Raw genomic sequence first — 22384 nt, forward strand, 5'->3', positions numbered from 1 at the left:
CTATCGAGATCCGGCCGCGGGCCCGAACCCGCGGCCCGGGGAACGTACGCTTGGGCCCATGCGACGAGGCACCATTCCCGGCAGTTCAGGACGTGTGCGGCCCATGAGGCTGCTCGGAGACCGGGGTCTCGCGGCACCCTGCGAGGAGGTCACGGCCTTTGACGCGGAGCTCGCCCGGCTCGTCGAGGACATGTTCGCGACCATGTACGCGGCGAGCGGCGTCGGCCTCGCCGCCAACCAGATAGGCGTGCCGCTGCGCGTCTTCGTCTACGACTGTCCCGACGACGAGGACCGCCGCCATCTGGGCCACATCGTCAACCCCCGGCTCGTCGCCACCGACGGCCCCGTGATCCGCGGCCCCGAGGGCTGTCTGTCCGTGCCGGGCGTAGAGGCGGGCACCCCGCGCTTCGACGAGGCCGTCGTCGAGGGCGTGCGGCTGGACGGCTCCCCGGTCACGGTGCGGGGCACCGGCTTCTTCGCGCGGTGCCTCCAGCACGAGTGCGACCACCTGGACGGCGGCCTCTACCTCGACCACCTCACGGGGGCGCGGCGGTGGCGCGCTCTGCGGGCGGCGCGGCGGGCCGGGCTGTCCCCGGCCGAGGCCGGTGCCGAGGCCCCGGCCCTCGACCGCGTGGGCTGACGCCCGCACCGCTGTCGGCTTCTGTCAGAACCCCGGGCCGTCCGCCCGGTCGCCCGACGTGGCCAGGCGGCCCCACAGCAGGTCCGCGAGGTGGCGGACGAGCTGGCCGCGCGGGAACGGGCGCTCCCGCAGCCACCAGTCGCCGGCGGCGTGCATCATGCCGACGATGCCGTGGCCCCAGGTCCGCGCCAGCTCCTCCCCGTCCGGGCCGAGGTCCACGCGCTCGACGATGACCTGCGCCAGCTCCTCACCCATGCGCCGCAGCAGCGGTGCCGAGTGGCGGCCGACGTCGAAGCCCTGGTCCGAGGAGTGGCCCTCGTCGGCCGGGTGCATCAGGAAGCGGTAGACCTGGGGCCGCGCCTCTATCGCCGCCAGATAGCTGTCCAGCGTCGTCTCCACCCGCTCGCGCCGGTTGGTGGGCGCGTCCAGCGCCGCCCGCAGCCCGGCGAGCAGGGCGTCGGTGTGGCGCACGGCCAGCGCCCGGTACAGGCCCCCCTTGTCGCCGAAGTGGCGGTAGAGGATGGGCTTGGTGATCCCCGCCTCCGCCGCGATGGCGTTCATCGACGCCCCCGGTCCCTCCCGCAGCACCACCCGGTCGGCGGCCTCCAGCAGCTCCCTCCGCCGCTGCTCGGCCGCCTTGTGCTGCTCTTCTCGCTGACTGGTCTCCATCAGACGTGTCTCCCCGCCCCAGTGATTCGAAATGCCTGCGCAAAGTAACACCCGATCCACACAGCGGATTCGGGTGGCGGTCCGTTGACAGGCTTTACCCGTGGGTAACATACTGCCGCTACCGTGAGTAGCGCATGCCGGGAGGGGACATGGCCGCCTTCGAGCCGGAGCTGAGCGACGAGCAGGAGACCGTCCGGGACTGGATCCACGGCTTCGCCGCCGAGGTGATGCGGCCGGCGGCCGCGGAGTGGGACGAACGCGAGGAATTCCCCTGGCCGGTGGTCCGGGAGGCCGCCAGGATCGGGCTCTACTCGCTGGACTTCTACGCCCGCCAGTTCTTCGACCCCACGGGCCTGGGCATCCCCATGGCCATGGAGGAGCTCTTCTGGGGCGACGCGGGCCTGGGCCTCGCGATCACCGGCACGGGGCTCGCGGCGGTCAGCGTCTTCACCAACGGCACGGACGAGCAGATCGGCACGTGGGTGCCGCAGATGTACGGCGACGCGAACGATGTGAAGATCGCCGCGTTCTGCTCCTCCGAACCCGACGCGGGCTCGGACGTCTCGGCCATGCGCACCCGCGCCCGCTACGACGGGGCCAAGGACGAGTGGGTGATCGACGGCGTCAAGGCGTGGGCCACCAACGGCGGCATAGCCGACGTCCACGTCGTCGTCGCCGTGGTCGACCCGGAGCTCGGCGCCAGGGGCCACGCCTCGTTCGTCGTCCCGCCCGGCACCCCCGGCCTCACCCAGGGCCAGAAGTTCCGCAAGCACGGCATCCGGGCCTCCCACACCGCCGAGGTCGTCCTCCAGGGCGTCCGGGTCCCGGGCCACTGCCTCCTCGGCGGCAAGGACCGGCTGGACGAGCGCCTCGCCCGCGCCCGCGAGCGCGCGAACGGCGGCGAGCGGAGCGGCAACGCCGCGATGGCCACCTTCGAGGCGTCCCGCCCGGCCGTCGGCGCCCAGGCCGTCGGCATCGCCCGCGCCGCCTACGAGGTGGCCCTCGACTACGCCCGCACCCGCGTCCAGTTCGGCCGCCCGATCATCGACAACCAGGGCGTCGCCTTCCAGCTCGCCGACATGCGCACCCGCGTCGACGCGGCCCGCCTGCTGGTCTGGCGCGCCTCCTGGATGGCGACGGCCGGCCGCCCCTTCACGGCGGCGGAGGGCTCGATGTCCAAACTCTTCGCCGGCGAGACCGCCAAACAGGTCACCGCCCAGGCCATGCAGATCCTCGGCGGCAACGGCTACACCCGCGACTATCCGGTGGAACGCATGCACCGGGACGCCGCGATCTACTCCGTCTTCGAGGGCACGAGCGAGATCCAGCGCCTGGTGATCGCCCGCGCCATCTCGGGCATGCCGATCCGTTAGCACTGCTCGGCGCTGCGATTAGCGTGGCTTCCCACATTCGATCAAGACCGATCGTGGTGGGAAGGAAGTCGTATGCCGGGCTTGCGAAGCAGTCGTCACGGAGGGACTCGGGAGTCCGAGGGGGGCCTCGACACCGACACTCTGCGGCTCGTGGCCGTGAAGGGCCCGCCGTCCCGCGCGGGCGGAGGCAGCGCGTCCGGCCTGGCGAGATCCAGTGCCGTGATGGCCGCGGGCACGCTGGCCTCCCGGCTGACCGGCTTCGTGCGCAGCCTTGTGATCACCGCCGCTCTGGGAACCGCCGTACTCGGTGACGCCTACACCGTGGCCGCCACCCTGCCCACGATGATGTACATCCTCACCGTCGGCGGCGGGCTCAACTCCGTTTTCGTGCCCCAGCTCGTGCGGGCCATGAAGGAGGACGCGGACGGGGGCGAGGCGTACGCCAACCGCCTGCTCACCCTCGTCATGGTGACGCTCGGCGCCATCGTCGCCGCCGCGTTCCTCGGGGCACCCCTGCTGGTCCGGCTGATGTCGAACAGCATCGCCCGGGACGAGGCGGCCGACAGCGTCGCCGTCGTCTTCGCCCGCTACTGTCTGCCCACCATCTTCTTCATGGGCCTGCACGTCGTCATGGGCCAGATCCTCAACGCCCGTGGCCGGTTCGGGGCGATGATGTGGACGCCCGTGCTCAACAACATCGTGGTCATCGCCACGTTCGGCGCGTTCGTCTGGGTCTACGGCACTTCCGGCACGTCGAGCATGGGCGTCGGCACGATCCCGCCGGAGGGGGTGCGGCTGCTCGGCGCCGGGACGCTGCTCGGTCTCGTCGTCCAGGCCCTGGCCATGATCCCGTATCTCCGGGAGACCGGCTTCCGGTTCCGTCCCCGCTTCGACTGGAAGGGGCAAGGGCTCGGCCGGACCGTCCGGCTCGCCAAGTGGACGGTGCTGTTCGTCCTCGCCAACCAAGCGGGCGCGACCGTCGTCACCCAGCTGGCCACCGCCGCCGGCGAGGCGTCCGGCAAGGAGGGCGCCGGCTTCACCGCGTACACCAACGCCCAGCTGATCTGGGGCATGCCCCAGGCCATCATCACCGTCTCCGTCATGGCCGCCGTGCTGCCCCGGCTCTCCCGCGCCGCCCAGGACGGCGACCGGGGAGCGGTGCGCGACGACATCTCCCGGGGGCTCCGGACGTCGGCGGTCGTCATCGTGCCCGTCGCGTTCGCGTTTCTCGCGCTCGGATCGCCGATGTCCACGCTGCTGTTCTCCGGGGTGAAACTCGAAGCCGCCCGGGGGATCGGTCTCATCCTCATGGCGTTCGGCCTCGGGCTCGTCCCGTACTCGGTGCAGTACGTCGTCCTCCGTGGCTTCTACGCGTACGAGGACACCCGGACGCCCTTCTTCAACACGCTCGTCGTCGCCGGCGTCAACGGTGCCGGGGCCGTCGCCTGCTACCTCCTGCTCCCGGCCGCCTGGGCGGTCGTCGGCATGGCGGCCTGTTACGGCCTCGCCTACGCGGTGGGTGTCGGGGTCGCGTGGAAGCGGCTGCGCGAACGCCTGGGCGGTGACCTCGACGGGCCGCGTGTCGTCCGGACGTACGCCCGGCTGTGCGGCGCGGCCGGGCCGGCGGCCCTCGTCGGTGGCGCGGCCGCGTTCGCCGTCACCCGGAGCCTGGGGGACGGCGTCGTCGGCTCGCTCGCGGCGCTGGTCGCCGGCGGTTCCTCGTTGCTCGGCGTCTTCGTCGTCCTGGCGAAACGGCTCCGTGTCGAGGAGCTCGACGCGCTGACGGGCCTGGTCACGGGCCGGTTCGGCGGAGGCCGCTCCGGGGTGCCGAGCCGATAGGCCCCATTGGCCCCGGGTCGCGGTGGATGCACCGCCACGGTTTGATCACCTGAATGTCACAGGAAGCCCACAGGCCCCCTGGTTGGCGAAAACGGCTCTGACCTGCGGGTAAGAATGTGCACGTCAAAAACCGAACCACCACGGGGGATACACCAATGCGTCGTCAGCTCTCCACCGCCGCGATCGTCATCGCACTCGCCGCCACCGCCACCGCCTGCAACAGCGACGGTGTCGACGCCAAGCCCGACAACAGCGCCAGCCAGGGTGCCGTCGCTCCCGACCCGGGCAAGGGCGGGGCCGACAAGGGCGCCGACAAGGGTGCCGGTGCCGGCGCCGACAAGGGTGGCGCCGGGCAGGACGGCGGTCAGGTCGTCGGCAACACCGTCACCATCAAGGCCAAGAACGGCGCCCAGCTCGCCGTCACGCTGAAGAACTTCGCCGACCCGGCCCAGAGCGACAACAAGTTCATGAAGCCCTCGGCGGGCAAGCGCTGGGTCGCCGCGCAGCTGGAGATCGTCAACACCGGCAAGGAGGTGTACGACGACAGCCCGGCCAACGGCGTGAAGGTCACGGACGAGGCGGGCCAGGCCTACACCCACTCCATCGGCTCCACCACCGCCGGTGCCAACATGCCCGCCACGGTCAAGCTCAGCGGGGGCCAGAAGGCCCTCGGCTACGTCGTCGTCTCGATGCCCGAGAACGCCAAGGTCAAGACCATCAGCTTCACCCCGGACTCCGGCTTCGCCAAGGAGACCGCCGAGTGGACCATCAAGAAGTAGTGGAGCTCATCAAGAAGTAGTGGGTCATCAGGAGTAGCGGCGGCGGCCCTGCCGCCGTGTCGCGCCCGCGGTCGATTCGCGGGCGCGACGCCGGAGGTGGCCGCTCCAGTGCGGACGTTCAGGCGGCGAGGCCCTCGGGGCTGAGCCGCCTGACGTCGTAGCGCACCGTGAGTTCGCCGCGCACCGCCGCGGCCGCCGAGGCCGGGCCGGCCGGTACGTCGACGATCGTCCAGCCGGTGGGCCACGGGGGCGTGTCCGGGCCGCCGTTGCCCACGTAGTCGAGGGCGGGGGAGCGGCCCAGGCCCGCGCCCAGCCCCTTGAGGTAGGCGCGCTTGCGGACCCGCAGCCGGGAGTGGACCGCCGGGCGGCGCACCACCGGGGCGGCCATCACCTCGTGGTGCTCGGCGGGGTGGAGGGAACGGGCGGCCTCGGTCACCGTGTGCACGGTCGGGAGCCGCTCGGCGGCCACGCCCACGGGGGCGGCGGCGACGCCGATGAGCACCAGCCCGTCGCCGCGCGCCAGGGAGAAGGAGGGCGCGCCGGGCGCGACCGGCCTGCCGTGCGGCCCGCCACAGCAGGGACACGCCTCGCGGGTGAGCTCCACCGCTCCGGGGGCGACGCCCAGATACGCCCCCAGGATCCGACGCAGCGTCAGATGCGCCGCCACATAGCCCGCGCGGTCGAAGGGATGGGTGAACGAGTCCGCCCGTGCGCGCTCCTCGCCGTCCAGCGGCGCCTCGTCGAGCGCGGCCGCGCCGAGCCACGGTCCGGGGAGCCGGAGCAGCCAGAGGTCGAGCGCTCCGGCGGGCGGGGCGGCGAGGGCCGTCGGCCAGGAGGCGTCGGGGGCGTCCAGGGCGTCGGGGACATGGCCCGGGCGGAGGGCGGTGGCGGGGTCCAGTGGTAACTGCACAGGGCGCTCCGGTAGGTCGGTGACGGCCGGGAGCGTACAGGAGTCATATGTCCCACACATATCGGCTTCGGGGGAGAGCGATACTTCTGAACGTTTTCTATGAAGAAGTGCAAGTTCCTTGTCGAAGTCTGGTCATTCTTCTAGGACTTTCCTGAGCGGAACCGAGGGCAGACTGGCTGAGCGCCGGATTCAACAGCGTTCATCAGCGGTTTCACCAGCCTCCGAAAGGTCAGGACCCACGTGGGAGACAACCAGCACCTGTCGCGCCGCCGTCTGCTCGGCATGGCGGCCCTCAGCGCCGCCGCCCTCAGCGGAGCCACGACGATCTCCACGGCACCCCGCGCGTACGCCGCCGGCCGGGCCGGGGACGGCGGGGGGCATGTGCCCGCCGTGGTGATCGGCACCGGCTACGGCGCCGCCGTCGCGGCACTGCGGCTCGGCGAGGCCGGGGTGGAGACCCTGATGCTGGAGATGGGACAGCAGTGGGACAAGCCGGGCGCGGACGGCAGGATATTCAGCGGCATGCTCAAGCCCGACGAGCGCTCCAGCTGGTTCAAGAAGCGCACCGAGGCCCCGCTCGGCTCGTTCCTCTGGCTCGACCTGGTCAACCGTGACATCACCCCGTACGCCGGAGTGCTGGACCGGGTCAACTACGACCAGATGTCCGTCTACGTGGGCCGCGGCGTCGGCGGCGGCTCGCTGGTCAACGGCGGCATGGCCGTGACGCCCAAGCGCTCCTACTTCGAGGAGGTCCTGCCGCAGGTCGACGCCGCCGAGATGTACGACCGGTACTTCCCGCGCGCCAACTCCACCCTGCGCGTCAACCACATCGACACGAAGTGGTTCGAGGACACCGAGTGGTACAAGTTCGCGCGCGTCTCCCGCGACCAGGCGGGCAAGGCGGGCCTGGGCACCACCTTCGTGCCCAACGTCTACGACTGGGACTACATGCGCCGCGAGGCCGCCGGCGAGGTACCGAAGTCGGCGCTCGCCACCGAGGTCATCTACGGCAACAACCACGGCAAGATGAGCCTGGACAAGACCTATCTGGCCGCCGCCCTCGGCACCGGCAAGGTCACCATCCGGACGCTCCACAAGGTCAAGGCCATCCGGCGGCAGAACGACGGCTCGTACGTCCTGAGCGTCGAGGAGACGGACGCCTACGGCAAGACGCTGGCGGCCAAGGAGATCTCCTGCGGCCATCTGTTCCTCGGCGCCGGCAGTCTCGGCACCACGGAACTGCTGCTGCGCGCCCGGGAGACCGGCGCCCTGCCCGACCTCAGCTCCGAGATCGGCAAGGGCTGGGGTCCCAACGGCAACATCATGACGGCCCGCGCCAACCACATGTGGAACCCCACCGGCGCCAAGCAGTCGTCCATCCCCGCCCTGGGCATCGACGACTGGAACAACCCGGCGGCCCCCGTCTTCGCGGAGATCGCCCCGATGCCCGCCGGCCTGGAGACCTGGGTCAGCCTCTACCTGGCGATCACCAAGAACCCCGAGCGCGGCACCTTCGTCTACGACGCCGCCGCCGACCGGGCGGACCTGCGCTGGACCCGCGACCAGAACGCCCCCGCCGTCGCCGCCGCCAAGTCGCTCTTCGACCGCGTCAACAAGGCCAACGGGACGATCTACCGCTACGACCTCTTCGGCACCCGGCTCAAGGCCTTCGCCGACGACTTCTGCTACCACCCCCTCGGCGGCACCGTCCTGGGCAAGGCCACCGACCTCTACGGCCGCGTCTCCGGCTACGAGAACCTCTACGTCACGGACGGTTCGCTGATCCCGGGCTCCATCGGCGTCAACCCCTTCGTGACCATCACCGCCCTCGCGGAGCGCAACGTCGAGCGCGTCATCCAGCAGGACATCAAGAAGAAGTGACGCGACGCCGGGCCCGCCGTCGTCGTCATCGCCGGCGGGCCACGGCATTCGCCGCGTTCTCCAGGGAACCGACCCGCCCCTCCGCCCGACTCCTTGGAAGTCAAGTGTCGCAAGAGGGAGTTGTGCCATGGAGAGAACCACCCGTCGCGCCCTGCTGGGCACCGCCGCGGCCGGCGCCCTGGCCGTCGGCCTCACGGCCGCCGGCCCCGCCAGGGCGGCGGAGAAGCGCATCCGGGTCGCCGTCCTGCTCTACGACGGTTTCACCGCCCTGGACGCGGTCGGGCCCTACGAGACGCTGTGCCGCCTGCCCGGCGTCCGCGTCGTAACGGTGGCTCGGAGAACCGGCCCCGTCCGCACCGACACCGGTCAACTCGCCCTGGCCACCGAGCGGTCCCTGGCCGACGTCTCCCGCGCCGACGTCCTCGTCGTTCCCGGCGGCGGCAACCGCGGCATCGTCGCCGCCATGGCCGACCCGGTCCTCCTGGACTGGATACGCCGCCTCCACCGGCACACCACGTGGACCACGTCCGTCTGCACCGGCTCGCTCCTCCTCGCCTCCGCCGGCCTCCTCAAGGGCCTCCCGGCCGCGACGTACTGGGCCTCACGGCCCTACCTGGAGAAACTCGGGGCCGTCCCGGCGCCCGGCCGGTTCGTCGAGACCGGGAAGATCATCACCGCCGCGGGTGTCTCCGCCGGCCTGGACATGGGCATCCACCTGGCCGCCCGCCTCTCGGACGAGGCGACGGCCAAGGCGACGCAACTCGCCATCGAGTACGACCCCCACCCGCCGTTCGACACGGGCAGCCCGGAGAAGGCGGACGAGGCGACGCGGCGGCTGGCGCTGAAGCTGGTCGAGGGCCACTAGGACATCAGCGGATCGTCCAGGACCCCGCCGTCGTGGGTGACCCAGTCGGCGACGGCGCCGCCTCCCGTGCCCCTGACCCGGGCGCTGCCGAGCCGTCCGTCCATGCCCAGCACGACCGCCACCACGCGCCCCCGGGAGTCCCGGGTGAGCGCGGCCGTGCCCCGGTGGGGGACGCCCCCGCCGAGCCAGGGGCCCGGACGGCCGGAGCCGGCGGACAGCCGCACCAGCCCGGCGTCGTCACGGGCGGCGAGCACGGTGAGCGTGCCCTCCCGCGCCAGCGCCACCCGGCCGTAGCCGCCGATCGGCGCGCACTGGGCGGTGACCCGCCAGCCCGCCCCGCCCGGCCGCAGATCGGCGACGATCACACGGGAGGTGACGGGTTCGCGCAGGGCCAGGCGCATGCCCCCGCCGGGGACCGCGACCAGGCTCAGCGGGCCGGTCGCGGCCGGGAGCAGGGTCGGCCCGGCAGGACGCGGCGGCCCGCCCGGCTCCGCGGACCGCCAGTGGTGGACGGTCCGGAGGCCGGCCGCGACGACGTGGACGCGCCCCGCGTCGTCGACGGCGGCGTCCAGGCCGTCCCGGACGGCCACGGGCCGCCCGGGGCCCGGCGGCAGGGACCGCCACGCCTCCCACTCGCCGGAGCCGTCGGTGGAGCGGAAGCTCACCCCGCCCGACCGGTTCCGCACGAAGACGAACACCCTGCCGTCCCGGCCCGTCACCGCCACCGGATAGCCCATCTCCAGCGACCCCGAGGGGTCCTTCTCCGGCGCGCCGAGGGACAGCCACGGGCCGAAGGCCGGGGCTCCGGCGGACACCGTGCCGGTCTGGGCCGCCGTCACCACCTCGCGCCGGTGGGGGACACCGGGCGCGGGCAGCACGGTGCGCACGGAGAACAGCCCCAGCGTGCCGTCCGCGTGCCGCAGCGCCTCCACCTGGCCCTCCAGCAGGGAGCCGCCGAGGGGCACCGGCCCGGACCAGACGCCGCTGCCCGCCCCGGTCTCCGTCCAGCAGTGCGCTTGGCCGCCGAGGACCGCGAAGGCCGCGAGCCGCCCGCCCGGCAGCGGCGCCACCCAGGACCGCGCGCCGGGGGCGCGGTGGCGGAGGTTGCTCGTCCAGCGGGAGTCCTTCGAGCGAGCGCCGACCTTGCGGTCGCCGCATCCCGCCGGATCCCCGCAGTTCCGGCCGCCGACCCAGCCGTAGACGTCGAGAACGGCGGCCTTGCGGGCGGTGGTGGCGGCGTCGAGGCTGTCCGGCAGGAGGGCCACCTCGTAGCCGAGGTAGCTGTCCACGGCCGTGAGCCGGGCGGGCCCCCGCCCCCAGTACCGCGCCAGGGCCGCCTGCGCGAAGTGGGCGGAGGCCGTGTGGTCCTGGTGGTCGTAGGTGGCGATGCCCTGAAGCACGGGAGGGACGCCGGCGTAGTGCGGCTGGCGCGGCAGGCGCGTGGGGTTGGGGTCGAGGGTCCGGACGACGGTGGGCCGGTGGCGCTCCAGCACGGCGGCGAGCGAGTCGATCACCTGCTCCCGGGTGTAACGGAAGACCCGGCCCACCGGGCTCGCGGTCGGCATGAGCGTGGGGAGGTCCCGCGTCGCGCCCAGCCACAGGCCCCGCAGACTGTCCCGGCGCGGCGTCCGCAGGGCCCGGGCCTCGACCAGCTCCATGAAGATCAGCTGGACGCGGGGCGCGGCGACGAGCGTCTGCGACTCGACCCGGAAGCCCGGCAGGAGCGTCAGCGGTTCGACGTGCCAGGGGCTGAGCCAGTCGCCGGTGACCATGTAAGCGGTCGCCTCCCGCAGCCCGTTGATCCGCGCGCGGGCGAAGTCGGGCCGCCGCTCGGGCAGTCCGGCGTAGCCGGGGCTGAGGCTCAGCGCGTTGCGGCCGTCGGACTCGCCGCCGGTCATGCAGACCGTCACCACCGGAGCCCCGCCGCGCAGGCACTGTTCCAGCTCCGGGTTCATGAAGTACAGGGAGTCGTCAGCGTGGGCCATGATGTGGACGAACGCCTCCGCCGGGGCGTCCTTCGCGGGCCGCGCGGTGAACCGCCCCCGTCGCGCGCTCTGTTGTGCCCCCGGTGCCGACCACTGGAGGGCGCCCGCCGCGCCCGCTCCGGCGACGAGGCCGCATCCGGCGACCCGGAGGATCCGGCGGCGCGCTATTCGCCCTGACACGACGGATCTCCCCTCGATGTCGGTGTGGGGTGTGCCGCGGAAATGGCCCGCGAGAGAAGGATCCGATCGTATGATCCGCGTCCGCCGGTTTTCCCGCTGTTGTGTAACAGCCGTGCCACGGCCAGTGGCGGTCGCAATCGAAAGCTGTGGCAATGTCCGGGGATTCGATGATCCGCGCCCGTTCTCCGGATAACCGTTTGTCATCGATCTCCGCAGCCCCCCGAAACCGATTTGTATGATCGGCGGCGTCTCCTATTGGATCAGTTGTGTGAGTCATTACCAGCAGCCTCCGGCCGGGCAGAACCCGTACGGCCAGCAGGCCCCGTACGGCCAGCAGCCCCCCTACGGCTACGGCCAGCCGCAATCCCCTTACTACCCGCCGCCGATGCCCCCGATGGGCGCGGGCGGCCCGCCGCCGCAGGCCCTCGCCGGCCAGGGCGCGCGCCTGGGCGCGCGCATCCTCGACGGCATCTTCATGCTCATTCCCATGATCGTCGTGTCGCTGATCAGCGCCGCGATCACGGAGGCCGCCGACGCGGCGGCCCCCCTCTCGGCCCTCGTCTCGATCGTCGGGATGATCGGGGTGTTCGTGCTCTACGAGCCGCTGATGCTCTCGAAGTCGGGTTCCACCTTCGGCAAGCGCATCTGCGGCATCCGCGTCGCACGCCTCTCCGACGGCCAGAACCTCTCTTTCGGCGGCGCTCTGTGGCGCATGTTCAGCTACTTCCTCATGGGCGTCGTGCCGATCCTGGGCCTGCTGAACATCCTCTGGTGCCTGTGGGACAGCCCCTACCGCCAGTGCCTCCACGACAAGGCCGCCAGCAGCGTCGTCGTCCTGCGCAACGCCTGAGCGCGGGCCGCGGGCGCGGCCCGCGCCCCGTCACAGCCGCCGGTCCACCAGGAACCCGGTGAGCGCGACGAGTTCGTCCACCGTACGGGGTGCCAGCGGCACCCCGTACAGGCATTCCCGGGCCGCCGCCACCCGGCTCCGGGCCTCCGCGAGCGCGGCGTTCCGGCCCCCGGCCGCCTCGACCAGCCCGGCCGCGCGCCGGGCGGAGACGGCGTCCAGCGGGATGCCGGGGGAGAGGAGCGCGGCGAGCTCGCGGGCGGCCGGGCCGTCCGCCGCCAGCGCGGCCAGCACCGGAAAGGTCTTCTTCCCCCGGACCAGATCGCCGTGGACCGGCTTGCCCGTCGTGCCCGGATCACCCCAGATGCCCAGCAGATCGTCCACGGCCTGGAAGGCCGCCCCCAGCTGCCGGCCCGCCTCCCCGAGCGCCTCCACCACCGGTGGCGGGGCGTCCGCCAGCACCGGACCCAGCGTCAGGGCGCAGGCCAGCAGGGAACCGGTCTTGCCCGCCGCCATCGCCTCGTACTCCGCCGGGCGCACCGCCGCCGCCCCCGTCCAGGGCCGCTCCTCGAACAGCAGGTCGTCGGCCTGACCCCGCACCAGCTCGCGCAGCGACCCGGCCAGCCGCGCCACCGCCGCCCCGGTGTGCCCGCCCCCGTGCCGGGCGAGCGTCTCGACGGCGAGCGCGAACAGCGCGTCCCCGGCCAGCACCGCGGGCCCGGTGCCGTACGCCCGCCACGCGCTCTCCCGGTGACGCCGCCGTTCGTCGCCGTCCATGACGTCGTCGTGCGTCAGCGAGAACGTGTGCACCAGCTCGACCGCCACCGCCGCCACGACGCCCTCGTCCCCGGCCGCGCCCACCGCCTCGGCACCCAGCACCGCGAGCGCCTGACGGACGCCCTTGCCACCGCCGCCCGTGACCGGGGTGCCGTCGGCCTCGCACCAGCCGAGCGCGAAGGAGGCCATCCGGCGCGGCCACGGGTGGAGGGTGCCCACCGCCTCCCGCAGGGCCGGTTCGACGAGCTCCCGGCAGCGGCCCAGCACCCCGGCCGGTGACACCGGGGGCAGCGGGGTGCGGACGGACGTCACGTCAGCCCTCCGATCCGGCCGGGCCGGGGACGACCCCGAGCTCCGCGCACGCCTTGTCGACCATGTCCCGGGCGTGCAGCAGCCCCAGCCCGCCCAGCCTGCCCCGCAGCTCCTCCAGCTCGGCCGCCGTCTCCGCCAGATCGCGCCCGAGCCGGGCCCGCGCCTTGACCAGGCCGAGCGCCGCCAGCGCCGCGCCCCGCGGCTCGGACATGGCCCGGAACTCCTCCAGGGCACCGGCGTAGACGTCCCGCGCCTCCTCGTACCGGCCCGCCCGGAAGAGCACGTTGCCGCGCATCTTGTGGTTGTAGGCCAGCGCGCCGGCCAGCTTCATCTCCCGGCAGGTGGTCTCCGCCCGGGACAGCAGCGCCAGCGCCCGGTCCGTCCCGCCCCGCAGGGACAGCACGTCGGCCATTCCGCGCAACGCCCAGGCGTGCCCCCGCGCGTCGTCGGCGCCCTCGGCTATCCGGGCCGCCTCCTCGAACATCTCCAGGGCCCTGTCGTGGTCGCCGGTGTTGCGGTGCATCTGCGCGATGCCCTCCAGCGCCCACACCGTGTGCCGGGCCTCGCCCCGCTTCCGGGCCTCCGCCAGGAGCTTCTCGTGCAGTTCGGCGACGGCCCGGTAGTCGCCCTGTATCCGGCCGGTCTCGGCCAGTCCGGCGAGCGAGTAGCCCCGGGCCACGACGTCCCCGCCGCGCTCGGCGAGCCCGGCGGCCAGGGTCAGCAGGCGCCGGGCGAGAGGGAGCGCGCCGCGCTGCCGGGCCAGGGTGCCGCCGCTCCACACCGCCCACGCCATGGCGCCCTCGTCGCCGGCCCGCCGCGCCGCCCGGTAGCTCGCCTTCCACGCCTCCTTGGCCTCGGTGACCCGGCCCAGCCGCCGGGCGGACTCCGCGACGGCCAGCCCCGCGTGCGCCGACTCCAGCGCGGATCCGGCCAGTTCCGCCCGCCGCCGCTGCTCCACCGCCCTGGCCAGCACCTCCTCCAGGGAGGAGTTGACCGACAGCTCGCCGAGCGCGCCCCGGTACTCGGGCGCGAATGCCTTGCCGTACATGTCTGCCTCTCTTCGTGACACCAGTGATCACGAAGCTATGGCCAGGGGCGCAGGGGGCGAATCCATCCGGGAGGCGGTCCCGTGTACCTCTGAGGACTGGTGGCCGAAGTGCGCGTCATACGTGAGATGTACGCGTCCGGAGAGCTGATAGTTTCTGCGCGTTGATCTTCCGTTGGCCATCTGTTGGCCTTCCGTTCACGGAATCATTACTTGTTGAAGGACGCACCAATGCTTCGCCACCGGCTCCGCCGTTTACACCGTCTCGCCTCCTGCGCGGCGGTCTCGGCCGTCGCCCTCGCCGCCCTGCCGGCGGCCCCCGCCCTCGCGGCCTCCTCCGCCACCCCGCACCTCGACGCCGTGGAGAAGGCGCTGCGCGAGGTCTCGCCCGGTCTCGAGGGCGACGTCTGGGAGCGCACCGAGGGCAACAGGCTCGACGCCTCCGCCGATGACCCGGCGGGCTGGCTGCTGCAGACCCCCGGCTGCTGGGGGGACGACAAGTGTGCCGACCGCCCGGGCACCAAGCGGCTGCTGGCGAAGATCACGGAGAACATCTCCCAGGCCAAACGCACGGTGGACATCTCCACCCTCGCGCCCTTCCCCGACGGCGCGTTCCAGGACGCGATAGCCGCCGGCCTCAAGGCGGCCGTCGCCTCCGGGAACAAGCTGAAGGTCCGGGTGCTGGTCGGCGCCGCGCCGGTCTATCACATCAACGTCCTGCCGTCGAAGTACCGGGACGACCTCAAGGCCCGGCTCGGCAAGGCGGCCGACAGCGTCACGCTGAACGTCGCCTCGATGACCACGTCCAAGACCAGCTTCTCGTGGAACCATTCCAAGCTGCTCGTCGTGGACGGCGCCTCGGCCGTCGCCGGCGGCATCAACAGCTGGCAGGGCGACTACGTCGGCACCGAACACCCGGTGACCGACGTGGACATGGCCCTCACCGGCCCCGCCGCCACCTCGGCGGGCCGCTACCTGGACACGCTGTGGACGTGGACCTGCCGGAACAAGAGCAACGTCGCCAACGTCTGGTTCACCTCCTCGGGCGGCGACTGCATGCCCACGATGGAGAAGGACGCCAACCCGGCCCCCGCCGCGCGCACCGGGAACGTCCCCGTCATCGCGGTCGGCGGTCTGGGCGTCGGCATCAAGGGCTCCGACCCGTCCTCGGCGTTCCGGCCCCAGCTGCCGACCGCCCCGGACACCAAGTGCGTCGTCGGCCTGCCGGACAAGACCAACGCCGACCGCGACTACGACACGGTCAACCCCGAGGAGAGCGCCCTGCGCGCCCTGGTGGCCAGTGCCGAGCGCAGCGTGGTCATCTCCCAGCAGGACCTCAACGCCACCTGCCCGCCCATCGCCCGCTACGACATCCGGCTCTACGACCAGCTCGCCGCCAAGCTCGCGGCCGGCGTGAAGGTCCGCATCGTGGTCAGCGACCCGGCCAACCGGGGCGCGGTCGGCAGCGGCGGCTACTCGCAGATCAAGTCCCTGGCCGAGATCAGCGACACCCTCCGCGGCCGCCTCGCCCTGGTGACGGGTGATCAGGGCAAGGCCCGGGCCGCCATGTGCGCCAACCTCCAGCTGGCCACCTTCCGCAGCTCGGACAGCGCCAAGTGGGCCGAGGGCCACCCCTACGCCCTCCACCACAAGCTGGTGTCCGTGGACAGCTCCGCCTTCTACATCGGCTCGAAGAACCTCTACCCCTCCTGGCTCCAGGATTTCGGCTACATCGTCGAGAACCCGGAGGCGGCGAAGCAGCTGGAGAACAAGCTGCTGGACCCGGAGTGGACGTACTCGCAGGCGACCGCGACGGTCGACCACGCGAAGGGCCTCTGCTCGATCTGACCGGGTATTCCGTTCGACCCTCGGGTAATCATCCGACCATATTCACTGAAGAGTGAAAGGAATTTCCTCCCGCGCGGCACCGGGTGCGAGCATGCGCACGCCCCGATCCGATCGTTCGAGGAAATCTGGAGACTCTATGCAGCGATATGGGGGACGACATGGGGGATACGACGCACGGCGGCGCCGCTGGGGAGCGGCGCTGACCGCGTCGGTCGCGGCCGTCGCGCTCGCCCTGCCGGCGGCCACCGCCGAAGCGGCGGGCGGGCCGGCGGGAATCGGCGCCAAGGGCGCCTACCTGCTCGACGGCGGCACGGGCCGCCCGCTGTGGAGCAAGGAGGGCGACACCCGGCGGCAGATGGCCAGCACCACCAAGATCATGACGGCCGTGGTCGTCCTCGACGAACACGCCGGGGAACTGGGCCGCGAGGTCCCCGTCAAGCAGGCATACCGCGACTACGTGGCCCGGACCGGCGCCAGCACCGCCGACCTGCGCACCGGCGACGAACTGACCGTACGCCAGCTGCTCTACGCCCTGATGCTGCCCTCCGGCTGCGACGCCGCCTACGCCCTCGCCGACACCTTCGGCAGCGGGGACACGGAGGAGGAGCGCACCCGCTCCTTCGTCGCCGCCATGAACGCCAAGGCCCGCGAACTCGGGATGCGCGACACCCACTACGACTCGTTCGACGGCATCTCCGGCACCGGCGCGAACTACGGCACCCCGCACGACCTCGCCCTGCTCGCCCGGCACGCGCTGCGGAACGCGGCGTTCGGCTCGGTGGTCCGGTCGCTGAACACCCAGCAGAAGGCGACGAACGTCAATCGCCTCTACACCTGGTACAACACCAACAAACTCCTTGGTTCCTACCGGGGCGTCGTCGGAGTGAAGACCGGGACGACCCAGGCGGCCGGGCCCTGCCTCGTATTCGCCGCCACGGAAAAGGGCCGCACGGTCGTCGGCGTCATTCTCAACGACGCCGCGGCCCGTTATCCGGACGCCGCGAAAATGCTGGACTACGCCTTCGGGGCGAAGACCAGGATGACGCTCCGCAAGCTGCCCAAGGGCGCCCACGAGGACTGATTCCGGCCGGTTCCCGCCGAAGGGTTCTCAGTGCTCCTTGGGCGGGCGCGGCGCGGGCACCGAACCCCGCGCCGGACGCCGCAGGTACTCGACCGGGTAGCAGTAGTCCAGCCCGTCCAGGGAGTCGCCGGAGAAGAAGCGGGTCAGCAGGTCGACCACCGCCGCCGGGCACTCCAGGTGCAGCAGGTGGTCGGCCTCCTTGAACGTGGTGAACCGGGCGTCCGCGCAGCGCGCGGCCGCCGCCCGGCTCAGCGCCGGGGTGCTCAGCGGATCGTGCTCGCCCGTCGCCACCAGGACCGGCACCCGCACCGGCGGGCCCGAGGGCAGCGCCGAGTTCGCCAGCAGCCGCAGGGAATTGTCGCGGTACTTCGTCAGATCGTCCGCGGACATGTCCCGTAGGGCCCGGGCCAGACAGCGGGAGACGGTCGCCCGGCGGGAGACGGTGACCCGCGGCGAGGTGCACATCATGCCCTCCAGGACGCACTGCACGAACTCCTCGTGCCGCTCCTGGTCCGCCAGTTCGAGCGTTCTGCGCACCCGGGCGCGCGCGGCGGGCGTCAGATGCGACATCGTGCCGAACAGGGCGATCCGCCCGGCCCGCTCGGGGTGCTGCCTGGCCCACTGGTAGGCGACCGCGCTCCCGTAGGAGGCGCCGAAGACGTTCACCGGGCAGGGCGCGACCTTGGACAGCAACTGGTCCAGCGCCTCGGCCAGGAAGTCGAAGCCGAAGCGGGCGGGCAGCCGGTCCGCGCCGCCCCAGCCGGGGAGGTCCACCGTGATGACGCTGGCCGCCTCCAGGCATCCCTGCTCCAGCCGCCCCCAGGCGTTCTGGTACTGGAACGCACCGCCCACGAAGACGATGGGCGCGATTCTGGCGTCCGGCTGGTGGACGACCCGGCCGCTGTACGCGTAACCGTCGAGAGTGAGCGGGATGACCTCTTCCAAGAGGGCGGTACGCGTCGGCACGGCCGGTCTCCGTTCGTGGGGGGCCTTCACCAGAGGAACGACGGCCAATGGGGGGACGTTACTGCCCATATGCCGTACAGGGCGTGATAACGGGGGGTCGGCCGTACGGGTCACGATCCGCCACTCAGGGACGCATCGCGTGGATCTCCTCGCGGATGAGCGACGGAAGCCGCGCGGCCAGCGCCTGGTGGCCGTGGTCGGTGACCACGGCCACCACCGCGTGCGCGTCGTGGAGGAACATGGTCACCGCCAGCGCGCGCTCCGGCCCCAGCGGCGGCAGCCCGCCGACGCCGACGAGCCGGGCCGGGCCGATGCCCACACCGGCCGCGTGGGTCGCCACACTGCTGCACAGCAGCGAGGAGTACAGGGGCGAGTTCGCGTACCGGCCGAGGGCGTCGCCCAGCGGCCCGTGCTTCCGGGGCCGCGACGCCACCAGGCGTGCCTGGGCCCGCGCCCGGCGCTTGAACTCCGCCCGCCGGGTGAAACCGTCGACGGCCGCCAGCCGCCGCCGCGGGTCGTCGTGCGCCGGCAGCGGCACGCGGACCGTGGCGTAGTGGTTGCCGAGGACCACCGGACCGTCGCCGTCCCGCACGTCGACGGGGACCATGGCGCAGACCCCCGGCAGCCACGGCAGCCGCCCGGTGGCGCCCGCCGCGCGCAGCGCCCCGGCCGTCGCGGCGAGGAAGACCGCGTTGGCCGACGCGCGTCCCGAGGGCAGGGCGTCCCGGGCCGTGCTCACCTCGGCGAGCGGCACCCGGCTCCAGCCCACCGCCCGCCGGGGGTCCACCGGCCCGTGGAACGGCAGCGGCCGGGCCCGGGGCAGCAGATCGGCCAGCGCGCGGACCGGCCCGAGGCGGGGCGGGTCCGCCCGGCCGGGCGCGGGCCGGGCGCGCGGGCCGGGCACGGCCGGCGCCGGCGCGTCGAGCAGGGCGCGCAGCAGCGTGATGGCCGACACCCCGTCCAGCAGGGCGTGGTGGGTGCGCAGCAGCAGGGCGAAGCCCTCGTCGGTGGGCAGCAGATGGAGCTGCCACGGCGGCCGGGCCGGGCCGAGGGGCTGGGCGAGCAACTGGGCGGCCCGGGCCTCCAGCCCGTCGGGCGCCGTGGACGCGACGACGTGGTGCCCGGCGTCGAAGTCCGGCCCCGGCGTCCACTCCGGCCACGCGTCCGGCGCGGCGCCGGGCGTACCGGGCGTCAGGGACAGCCGCTCGTGGTGCCCCCACCGGCGCAGGACCCGCCCGCGCAGCTCCGGGAGGGACGGCGGCGAGCCCTGGAACCAGGCGACCAGGCACCAGGTGAGGCAGATCGTCCCGCTGTTCTGGTCCCGGTACATCCAGGCGTCCAGCGGCGGCATGGGACGGGCGGCCGGGCGCTCGGCGCCCGGGGCCGGGGCCTCGGCGGCGAGGCGGGCGGGGTGGGGGTGCGGGGTCACGGGTCTCCTCGTCGCGTGGGGGCTTCCGGGGGCGCCGGGAGGCGGGCCCGTCACCGGCCGCGCTCCGCGACCGCGCGGGCCACGGCCCCCGCCCCGTCCTCCAGCCCCAGCCGGGCCGCCAGTTCGGTGGCGCGCCGGGCGAACCGGGGCTCGCCCGTGGCCCGGCGCAGGGCGGCGGCCAGCCGGTCGGCGGTCAGCCGGGCGAACGGCAGCGCCCCCGGGCTCACGCCCAGCCGCGTCAGCCGCTCGGCCCACCACGGCTGGTCGGTGAGGACCGGCACCGGCACCGCCGGGACCCCGGCCCGCAGCCCGGCCGCCGTCGTCCCGGCGCCCGCGTGGTGCACCACAGCCGCCGTGCGCGGCATCAGCCAGCCGTGCGGGATCGGGCCGACGGTGATGACGTCGTCGTTCAGCACGGACAGCCCGGCCCAGCCGGACTGCACCACCCCCCGCATCCCCGCCCGGCGCAGCGCCTCGGCCGTCAGCCCGGCCAGCCGCCCCGGGTCGCCGGGCATCATGCTGCCGAAACCCACGAACACCGGCGGCGGGCCGGCCGCGAGGAAGTCCGTGACCAGCGCCGGAGGCTGCCAGTCCGCGCACTCGTGCGGCCACCAGTAGCCCGCCACGCCCAGCCCGGGCCGCCAGTCGGCCGGGCGGGGCACCACCGAGGGGCTGAAGCCGTGCCAGATGGGCCAGCCGGCGCGCTCCCGCGCCACGCGCAACCGGTGGGTGCCGCGGTGGGCCAGGCCGAGCCGGGCGTGCAGCTCCCGGTTCGCGGCGGCGTAGACCGCGTCCAGCAGGGCGTTCGCCACATGGCCGCGCAGCCGGTTGACGTGCCCCGGCGGCCGCCAGGCCGTCGTGCACGGGGAGAACGCGGAGGTGGGGGTGTCGGGCTGGAGGAAGACGCCCATGCTCGGCAGCGCGTGGTAGTCCGCCACCACCCGGCCCAGCGGCGCCGTGATGGCCGACAGCAGCACCAGGTCGGCCTTGAGGTCGATGCCGGTGAGGATCCCGTCCACGAGGGAGACCGCCGCCCGCTCGGTGGCCCGGACGAACCGCACACCGGCCAGCGGCGACCGCGGGCCGCGCCGCATCCTGGCGTGGGCCTCCAGCAGGTCCTCGAACGGGTCCGCCGCCAGCGCGCGCATCCGCAGCCCGCAGCAGGCCACCACATCCGCGAACTTGGCGTGGGTGACGATCTCCACGTCATGGCCCTCGGCGAACAGCCGGTGGCCGAGACCGGTGTAGGGGGCGACCGAGCCCATCGTGCCCGCTGTGATGATCTGGATGCGCATCTCCCGGCCTTCCTGCCGCCGCCCTGCCGACTCAACGAGGACGCCCCCGGACCGGATACGGCACGGCGGCTATCCGGCCGCGCCGGCCGGCACGGGCAGCGGCTTGGCGGCGCAGGTGGTGTCCCGGGCGGGCAGCTTCCCGTCGAGGAGATAGGCGTCGACGGTGGCGTCCACGCAGGCGTTGCCGTTCTGGTACTGGCCGTGGTCGCCGTCGCCGGTGACGGTGACCAGACGCGAGCCGCGCAGCGCGCGGTGGGCCCGCAGCGCGCCCTCGTAGTAGGTGGCCGGGTCGTGCGTCGAGTTGACCATGAGCGTGGCCGGCAGGCCGGCGCCGGTCACCTTCACCTCGGGCGCGCCCGACCTCGGCCAGAACGCGCACACGGAGGCGTAGGTGAGCTCGCGGGCGCCGAGCAGCGGCAGGTTCACGGTGTCCTTGGCGCTCCGCGCGATCCACTGGTCGAGGTCACGGTTCCACGGGGTGTCGTTGCAGGTGACCGAGAAGTACTCGGCGAAGAAGCCCGGATCGGGGTGCTGGCCGAAGAGCTGCCCGACGAGGCCCTTCTCCTGCGGCGTCGCGTCGTCCCAGTGGTCGAGCGCCGCGAGCGCCCCCGCCAGCGCGGGGAAGTACGAGGTCTTGTAGATCGCCGAGCTCGTCCCGGCGTCGAACATATTGGGGTCGAGGACGGCCGAGCCGACGGTCAGCGGGTGGTCGTGCAGGGCCGCGCGCCGGCGCTCCCAGTTCGCCTTCGCCTCGGCGGCCGTGCGCCCGTAGTGGTACACGCTGTCGTACTTGGCCAGCCACGGCAGGAAGTCCTCGTCGAAGCGGCGCTGGAAGCTCTTCGGCTGGCCCGTCATCCACCGCTCCATCGTGCTGCCGAAGTCGATGTTGCTGTCCAGCACGGCGCGCTCGACGCGCCGGGGGAAGAGCGTGGCGTAGTAGGCGCCGACCGTCGTGGCGTACGACGCGCCGTAGTACGAGATCTTCGGCGCTCCCAGCAGCGCGCGGAACAGGTCCATGTCACGGGCCGTCTGCTCGGTGGTCAGATACGGCAGCAGCCCGCCGCTGCGCTCCTGGCAGTCGTTCACGAACTTCCGCGAGCGGTCCAGCACCGCCTGGATCGCGGCGGGGGAGCGGTCCCGGGAGTCACCGGCCATGAAGGACGGGAACTCGTCCGCCGTCTGGCACACGGCGTGGGTGCTGCGCCCCACACCGCGCTGGTCGAAGCTGACCACGTCGTACACGGCGGCCACCGAGGGCGACGCCTTCGCGAAGCCGCCGGGCCGCAACAGCCCCTTGCCGCCGGGCCCGCCCGCCGCCATCATCAGCACCCCGCGCCGCTTCGCCGGGTCGCCCGCCTTGTGCCGCGAGACGGCGATCGTGATGTCCGGGCCGGCGTCCGGGTGGTGCCAGTCGCGCGGGACGGTCATCGTCGCGCACTCCAGCGACGGGTCACCCTCGCACGGCCGCCAGTCGAGCTTCTGGTCCGCGTACCGGGAGGGCACGGACGGCGCGACCGCCGTCGCGGCCGAACGCGGGTGGGCCTCGGCGGCCTGGGCGGTGACCGCCGGAAGGGCGGCGACGGCCAGGGCGGCCGCTATGGCGCCCGAGACGGCGGACGCGGTACGACGACGGGGCTTACCGGATGCGGACATCGAAATCCTC

Annotated in this window: 17 protein-coding genes and 1 pseudogene; 9 read left to right on the forward strand and 9 right to left on the reverse strand. The window is 73.2% G+C overall.

Annotated features, from left to right (window positions below; translation table 11 throughout):
* Positions 1–58: 58 nt before the first annotated feature.
* Positions 59–640: a peptide deformylase gene (def, locus tag EKH77_RS28790; protein ID WP_126917179.1), complete on the forward strand. Its 582-nt coding sequence runs from the start codon at positions 59–61 to the stop codon at positions 638–640.
* Between the two features lie 24 nt (positions 641–664).
* Here def and EKH77_RS28795 read toward each other — a convergent pair whose 3' ends face one another.
* The gene (locus EKH77_RS28795) at positions 665–1309 is read right to left on the reverse strand and encodes a TetR family transcriptional regulator (RefSeq protein ID WP_126917180.1); all 645 of its coding nucleotides are present in this window, start codon (positions 1307–1309) and stop codon (positions 665–667) included.
* A gap of 149 nt (positions 1310–1458) precedes the next feature.
* Here EKH77_RS28795 and EKH77_RS28800 point away from each other — a divergent pair, with 149 nt between their 5' ends.
* From EKH77_RS28800 to EKH77_RS28810, 3 genes and pseudogenes are all read left to right on the forward strand, one after another.
* Complete coding sequence (locus EKH77_RS28800; RefSeq protein ID WP_126918357.1) at positions 1459–2682, forward strand: acyl-CoA dehydrogenase family protein; 1224 nt, start codon at positions 1459–1461, stop codon at positions 2680–2682.
* 183 nt (positions 2683–2865) lie between these two features.
* Positions 2866–4521: pseudogene (gene murJ, locus EKH77_RS28805) on the forward strand (murein biosynthesis integral membrane protein MurJ); the annotation flags it as partial.
* 155 nt (positions 4522–4676) lie between these two features.
* Positions 4677–5300 carry a DUF4352 domain-containing protein gene (locus tag EKH77_RS28810; RefSeq protein WP_126917182.1) on the forward strand — a complete coding sequence of 208 codons (624 nt, stop codon included), beginning with the start codon at positions 4677–4679 and terminating at the stop codon, positions 5298–5300.
* A 118-nt stretch (positions 5301–5418) separates the two neighbouring features.
* Here the strand turns inward: EKH77_RS28810 and EKH77_RS28815 are convergent, their stop codons facing one another.
* A complete protein-coding gene (locus tag EKH77_RS28815) occupies positions 5419–6210 on the reverse strand; it encodes a 4'-phosphopantetheinyl transferase family protein (protein WP_126917183.1) in 792 nt (263 codons plus the stop codon).
* Between the two features lie 282 nt (positions 6211–6492).
* Between EKH77_RS28815 and EKH77_RS28820 the strand changes: the two genes are divergently transcribed.
* Positions 6493–8091 carry a GMC oxidoreductase gene (locus EKH77_RS28820; RefSeq protein ID WP_126918358.1) on the forward strand — a complete coding sequence of 533 codons (1599 nt, stop codon included), beginning with the start codon at positions 6493–6495 and terminating at the stop codon, positions 8089–8091.
* Positions 8092–8218: 127 nt separating this feature from the next.
* Entirely contained in the window at positions 8219–8956 is a 738-nt protein-coding gene (locus EKH77_RS28825) for a DJ-1/PfpI family protein (RefSeq protein ID WP_126917184.1), read from the forward strand.
* Here EKH77_RS28825 and EKH77_RS28830 read toward each other — a convergent pair.
* Entirely contained in the window at positions 8953–11121 is a 2169-nt protein-coding gene (locus tag EKH77_RS28830) for a PIG-L family deacetylase (RefSeq protein ID WP_240667583.1), read from the reverse strand. The genes EKH77_RS28825 and EKH77_RS28830 overlap by 4 nt on opposite strands.
* Positions 11122–11389: 268 nt before the next feature.
* On the opposite strand from EKH77_RS28830, the gene EKH77_RS28835 reads away from it, so the two are divergent.
* On the forward strand, positions 11390–11971 hold the full coding sequence (locus tag EKH77_RS28835) for an RDD family protein (protein ID WP_126917186.1): 582 nt from the start codon (positions 11390–11392) through the stop codon (positions 11969–11971).
* A gap of 30 nt (positions 11972–12001) precedes the next feature.
* Here the strand turns inward: EKH77_RS28835 and EKH77_RS28840 are convergent, their stop codons facing one another.
* Together EKH77_RS28840 and EKH77_RS28845 are read right to left on the reverse strand one after the other, a co-directional pair.
* Positions 12002–13057, reverse strand: a complete 1056-nt coding sequence (locus tag EKH77_RS28840) for a polyprenyl synthetase family protein (RefSeq protein ID WP_240667584.1) — start codon at positions 13055–13057, stop codon at positions 12002–12004.
* 1 nt (position 13058) lies between these two features.
* Positions 13059–14105 (reverse strand): tetratricopeptide repeat protein, encoded by a 1047-nt coding sequence (locus EKH77_RS28845; protein ID WP_126917187.1) that lies wholly within the window; start codon positions 14103–14105, stop codon positions 13059–13061.
* A gap of 228 nt (positions 14106–14333) precedes the next feature.
* On the opposite strand from EKH77_RS28845, the gene EKH77_RS28850 reads away from it, so the two are divergent.
* Together EKH77_RS28850 and EKH77_RS28855 are read left to right on the forward strand one after the other, a co-directional pair.
* On the forward strand, positions 14334–15950 hold the full coding sequence (locus EKH77_RS28850; RefSeq protein ID WP_126917188.1) for a phospholipase D-like domain-containing protein: 1617 nt from the start codon (positions 14334–14336) through the stop codon (positions 15948–15950).
* Between the two features lie 136 nt (positions 15951–16086).
* On the forward strand, positions 16087–17031 hold the full coding sequence (locus EKH77_RS28855; RefSeq protein ID WP_126917189.1) for a D-alanyl-D-alanine carboxypeptidase family protein: 945 nt from the start codon (positions 16087–16089) through the stop codon (positions 17029–17031).
* Between the two features lie 27 nt (positions 17032–17058).
* Here the strand turns inward: EKH77_RS28855 and EKH77_RS28860 are convergent, their stop codons facing one another.
* The 4 genes from EKH77_RS28860 to EKH77_RS28875 form a co-directional block, all read right to left on the reverse strand.
* Positions 17059–17997, reverse strand: coding sequence for an alpha/beta fold hydrolase (locus EKH77_RS28860; protein ID WP_240667585.1), 939 nt, complete (start codon positions 17995–17997; stop codon positions 17059–17061).
* A 124-nt stretch (positions 17998–18121) separates the two neighbouring features.
* Positions 18122–19426: a wax ester/triacylglycerol synthase domain-containing protein gene (locus tag EKH77_RS28865; RefSeq protein ID WP_126917191.1), complete on the reverse strand. Its 1305-nt coding sequence runs from the start codon at positions 19424–19426 to the stop codon at positions 18122–18124.
* A gap of 50 nt (positions 19427–19476) precedes the next feature.
* Positions 19477–20721, reverse strand: a complete 1245-nt coding sequence (locus tag EKH77_RS28870; RefSeq protein WP_206279946.1) for a glycosyltransferase — start codon at positions 20719–20721, stop codon at positions 19477–19479.
* A gap of 69 nt (positions 20722–20790) precedes the next feature.
* Positions 20791–22374, reverse strand: a complete 1584-nt coding sequence (locus EKH77_RS28875; protein ID WP_126917192.1) for an alpha/beta hydrolase — start codon at positions 22372–22374, stop codon at positions 20791–20793.
* Positions 22375–22384 lie beyond the last annotated feature (10 nt).

This window comes from Streptomyces luteoverticillatus (assembly GCF_003970715.1).
Classification (GTDB): Bacteria; Actinomycetota; Actinomycetes; order Streptomycetales; family Streptomycetaceae; genus Streptomyces; species Streptomyces abikoensis.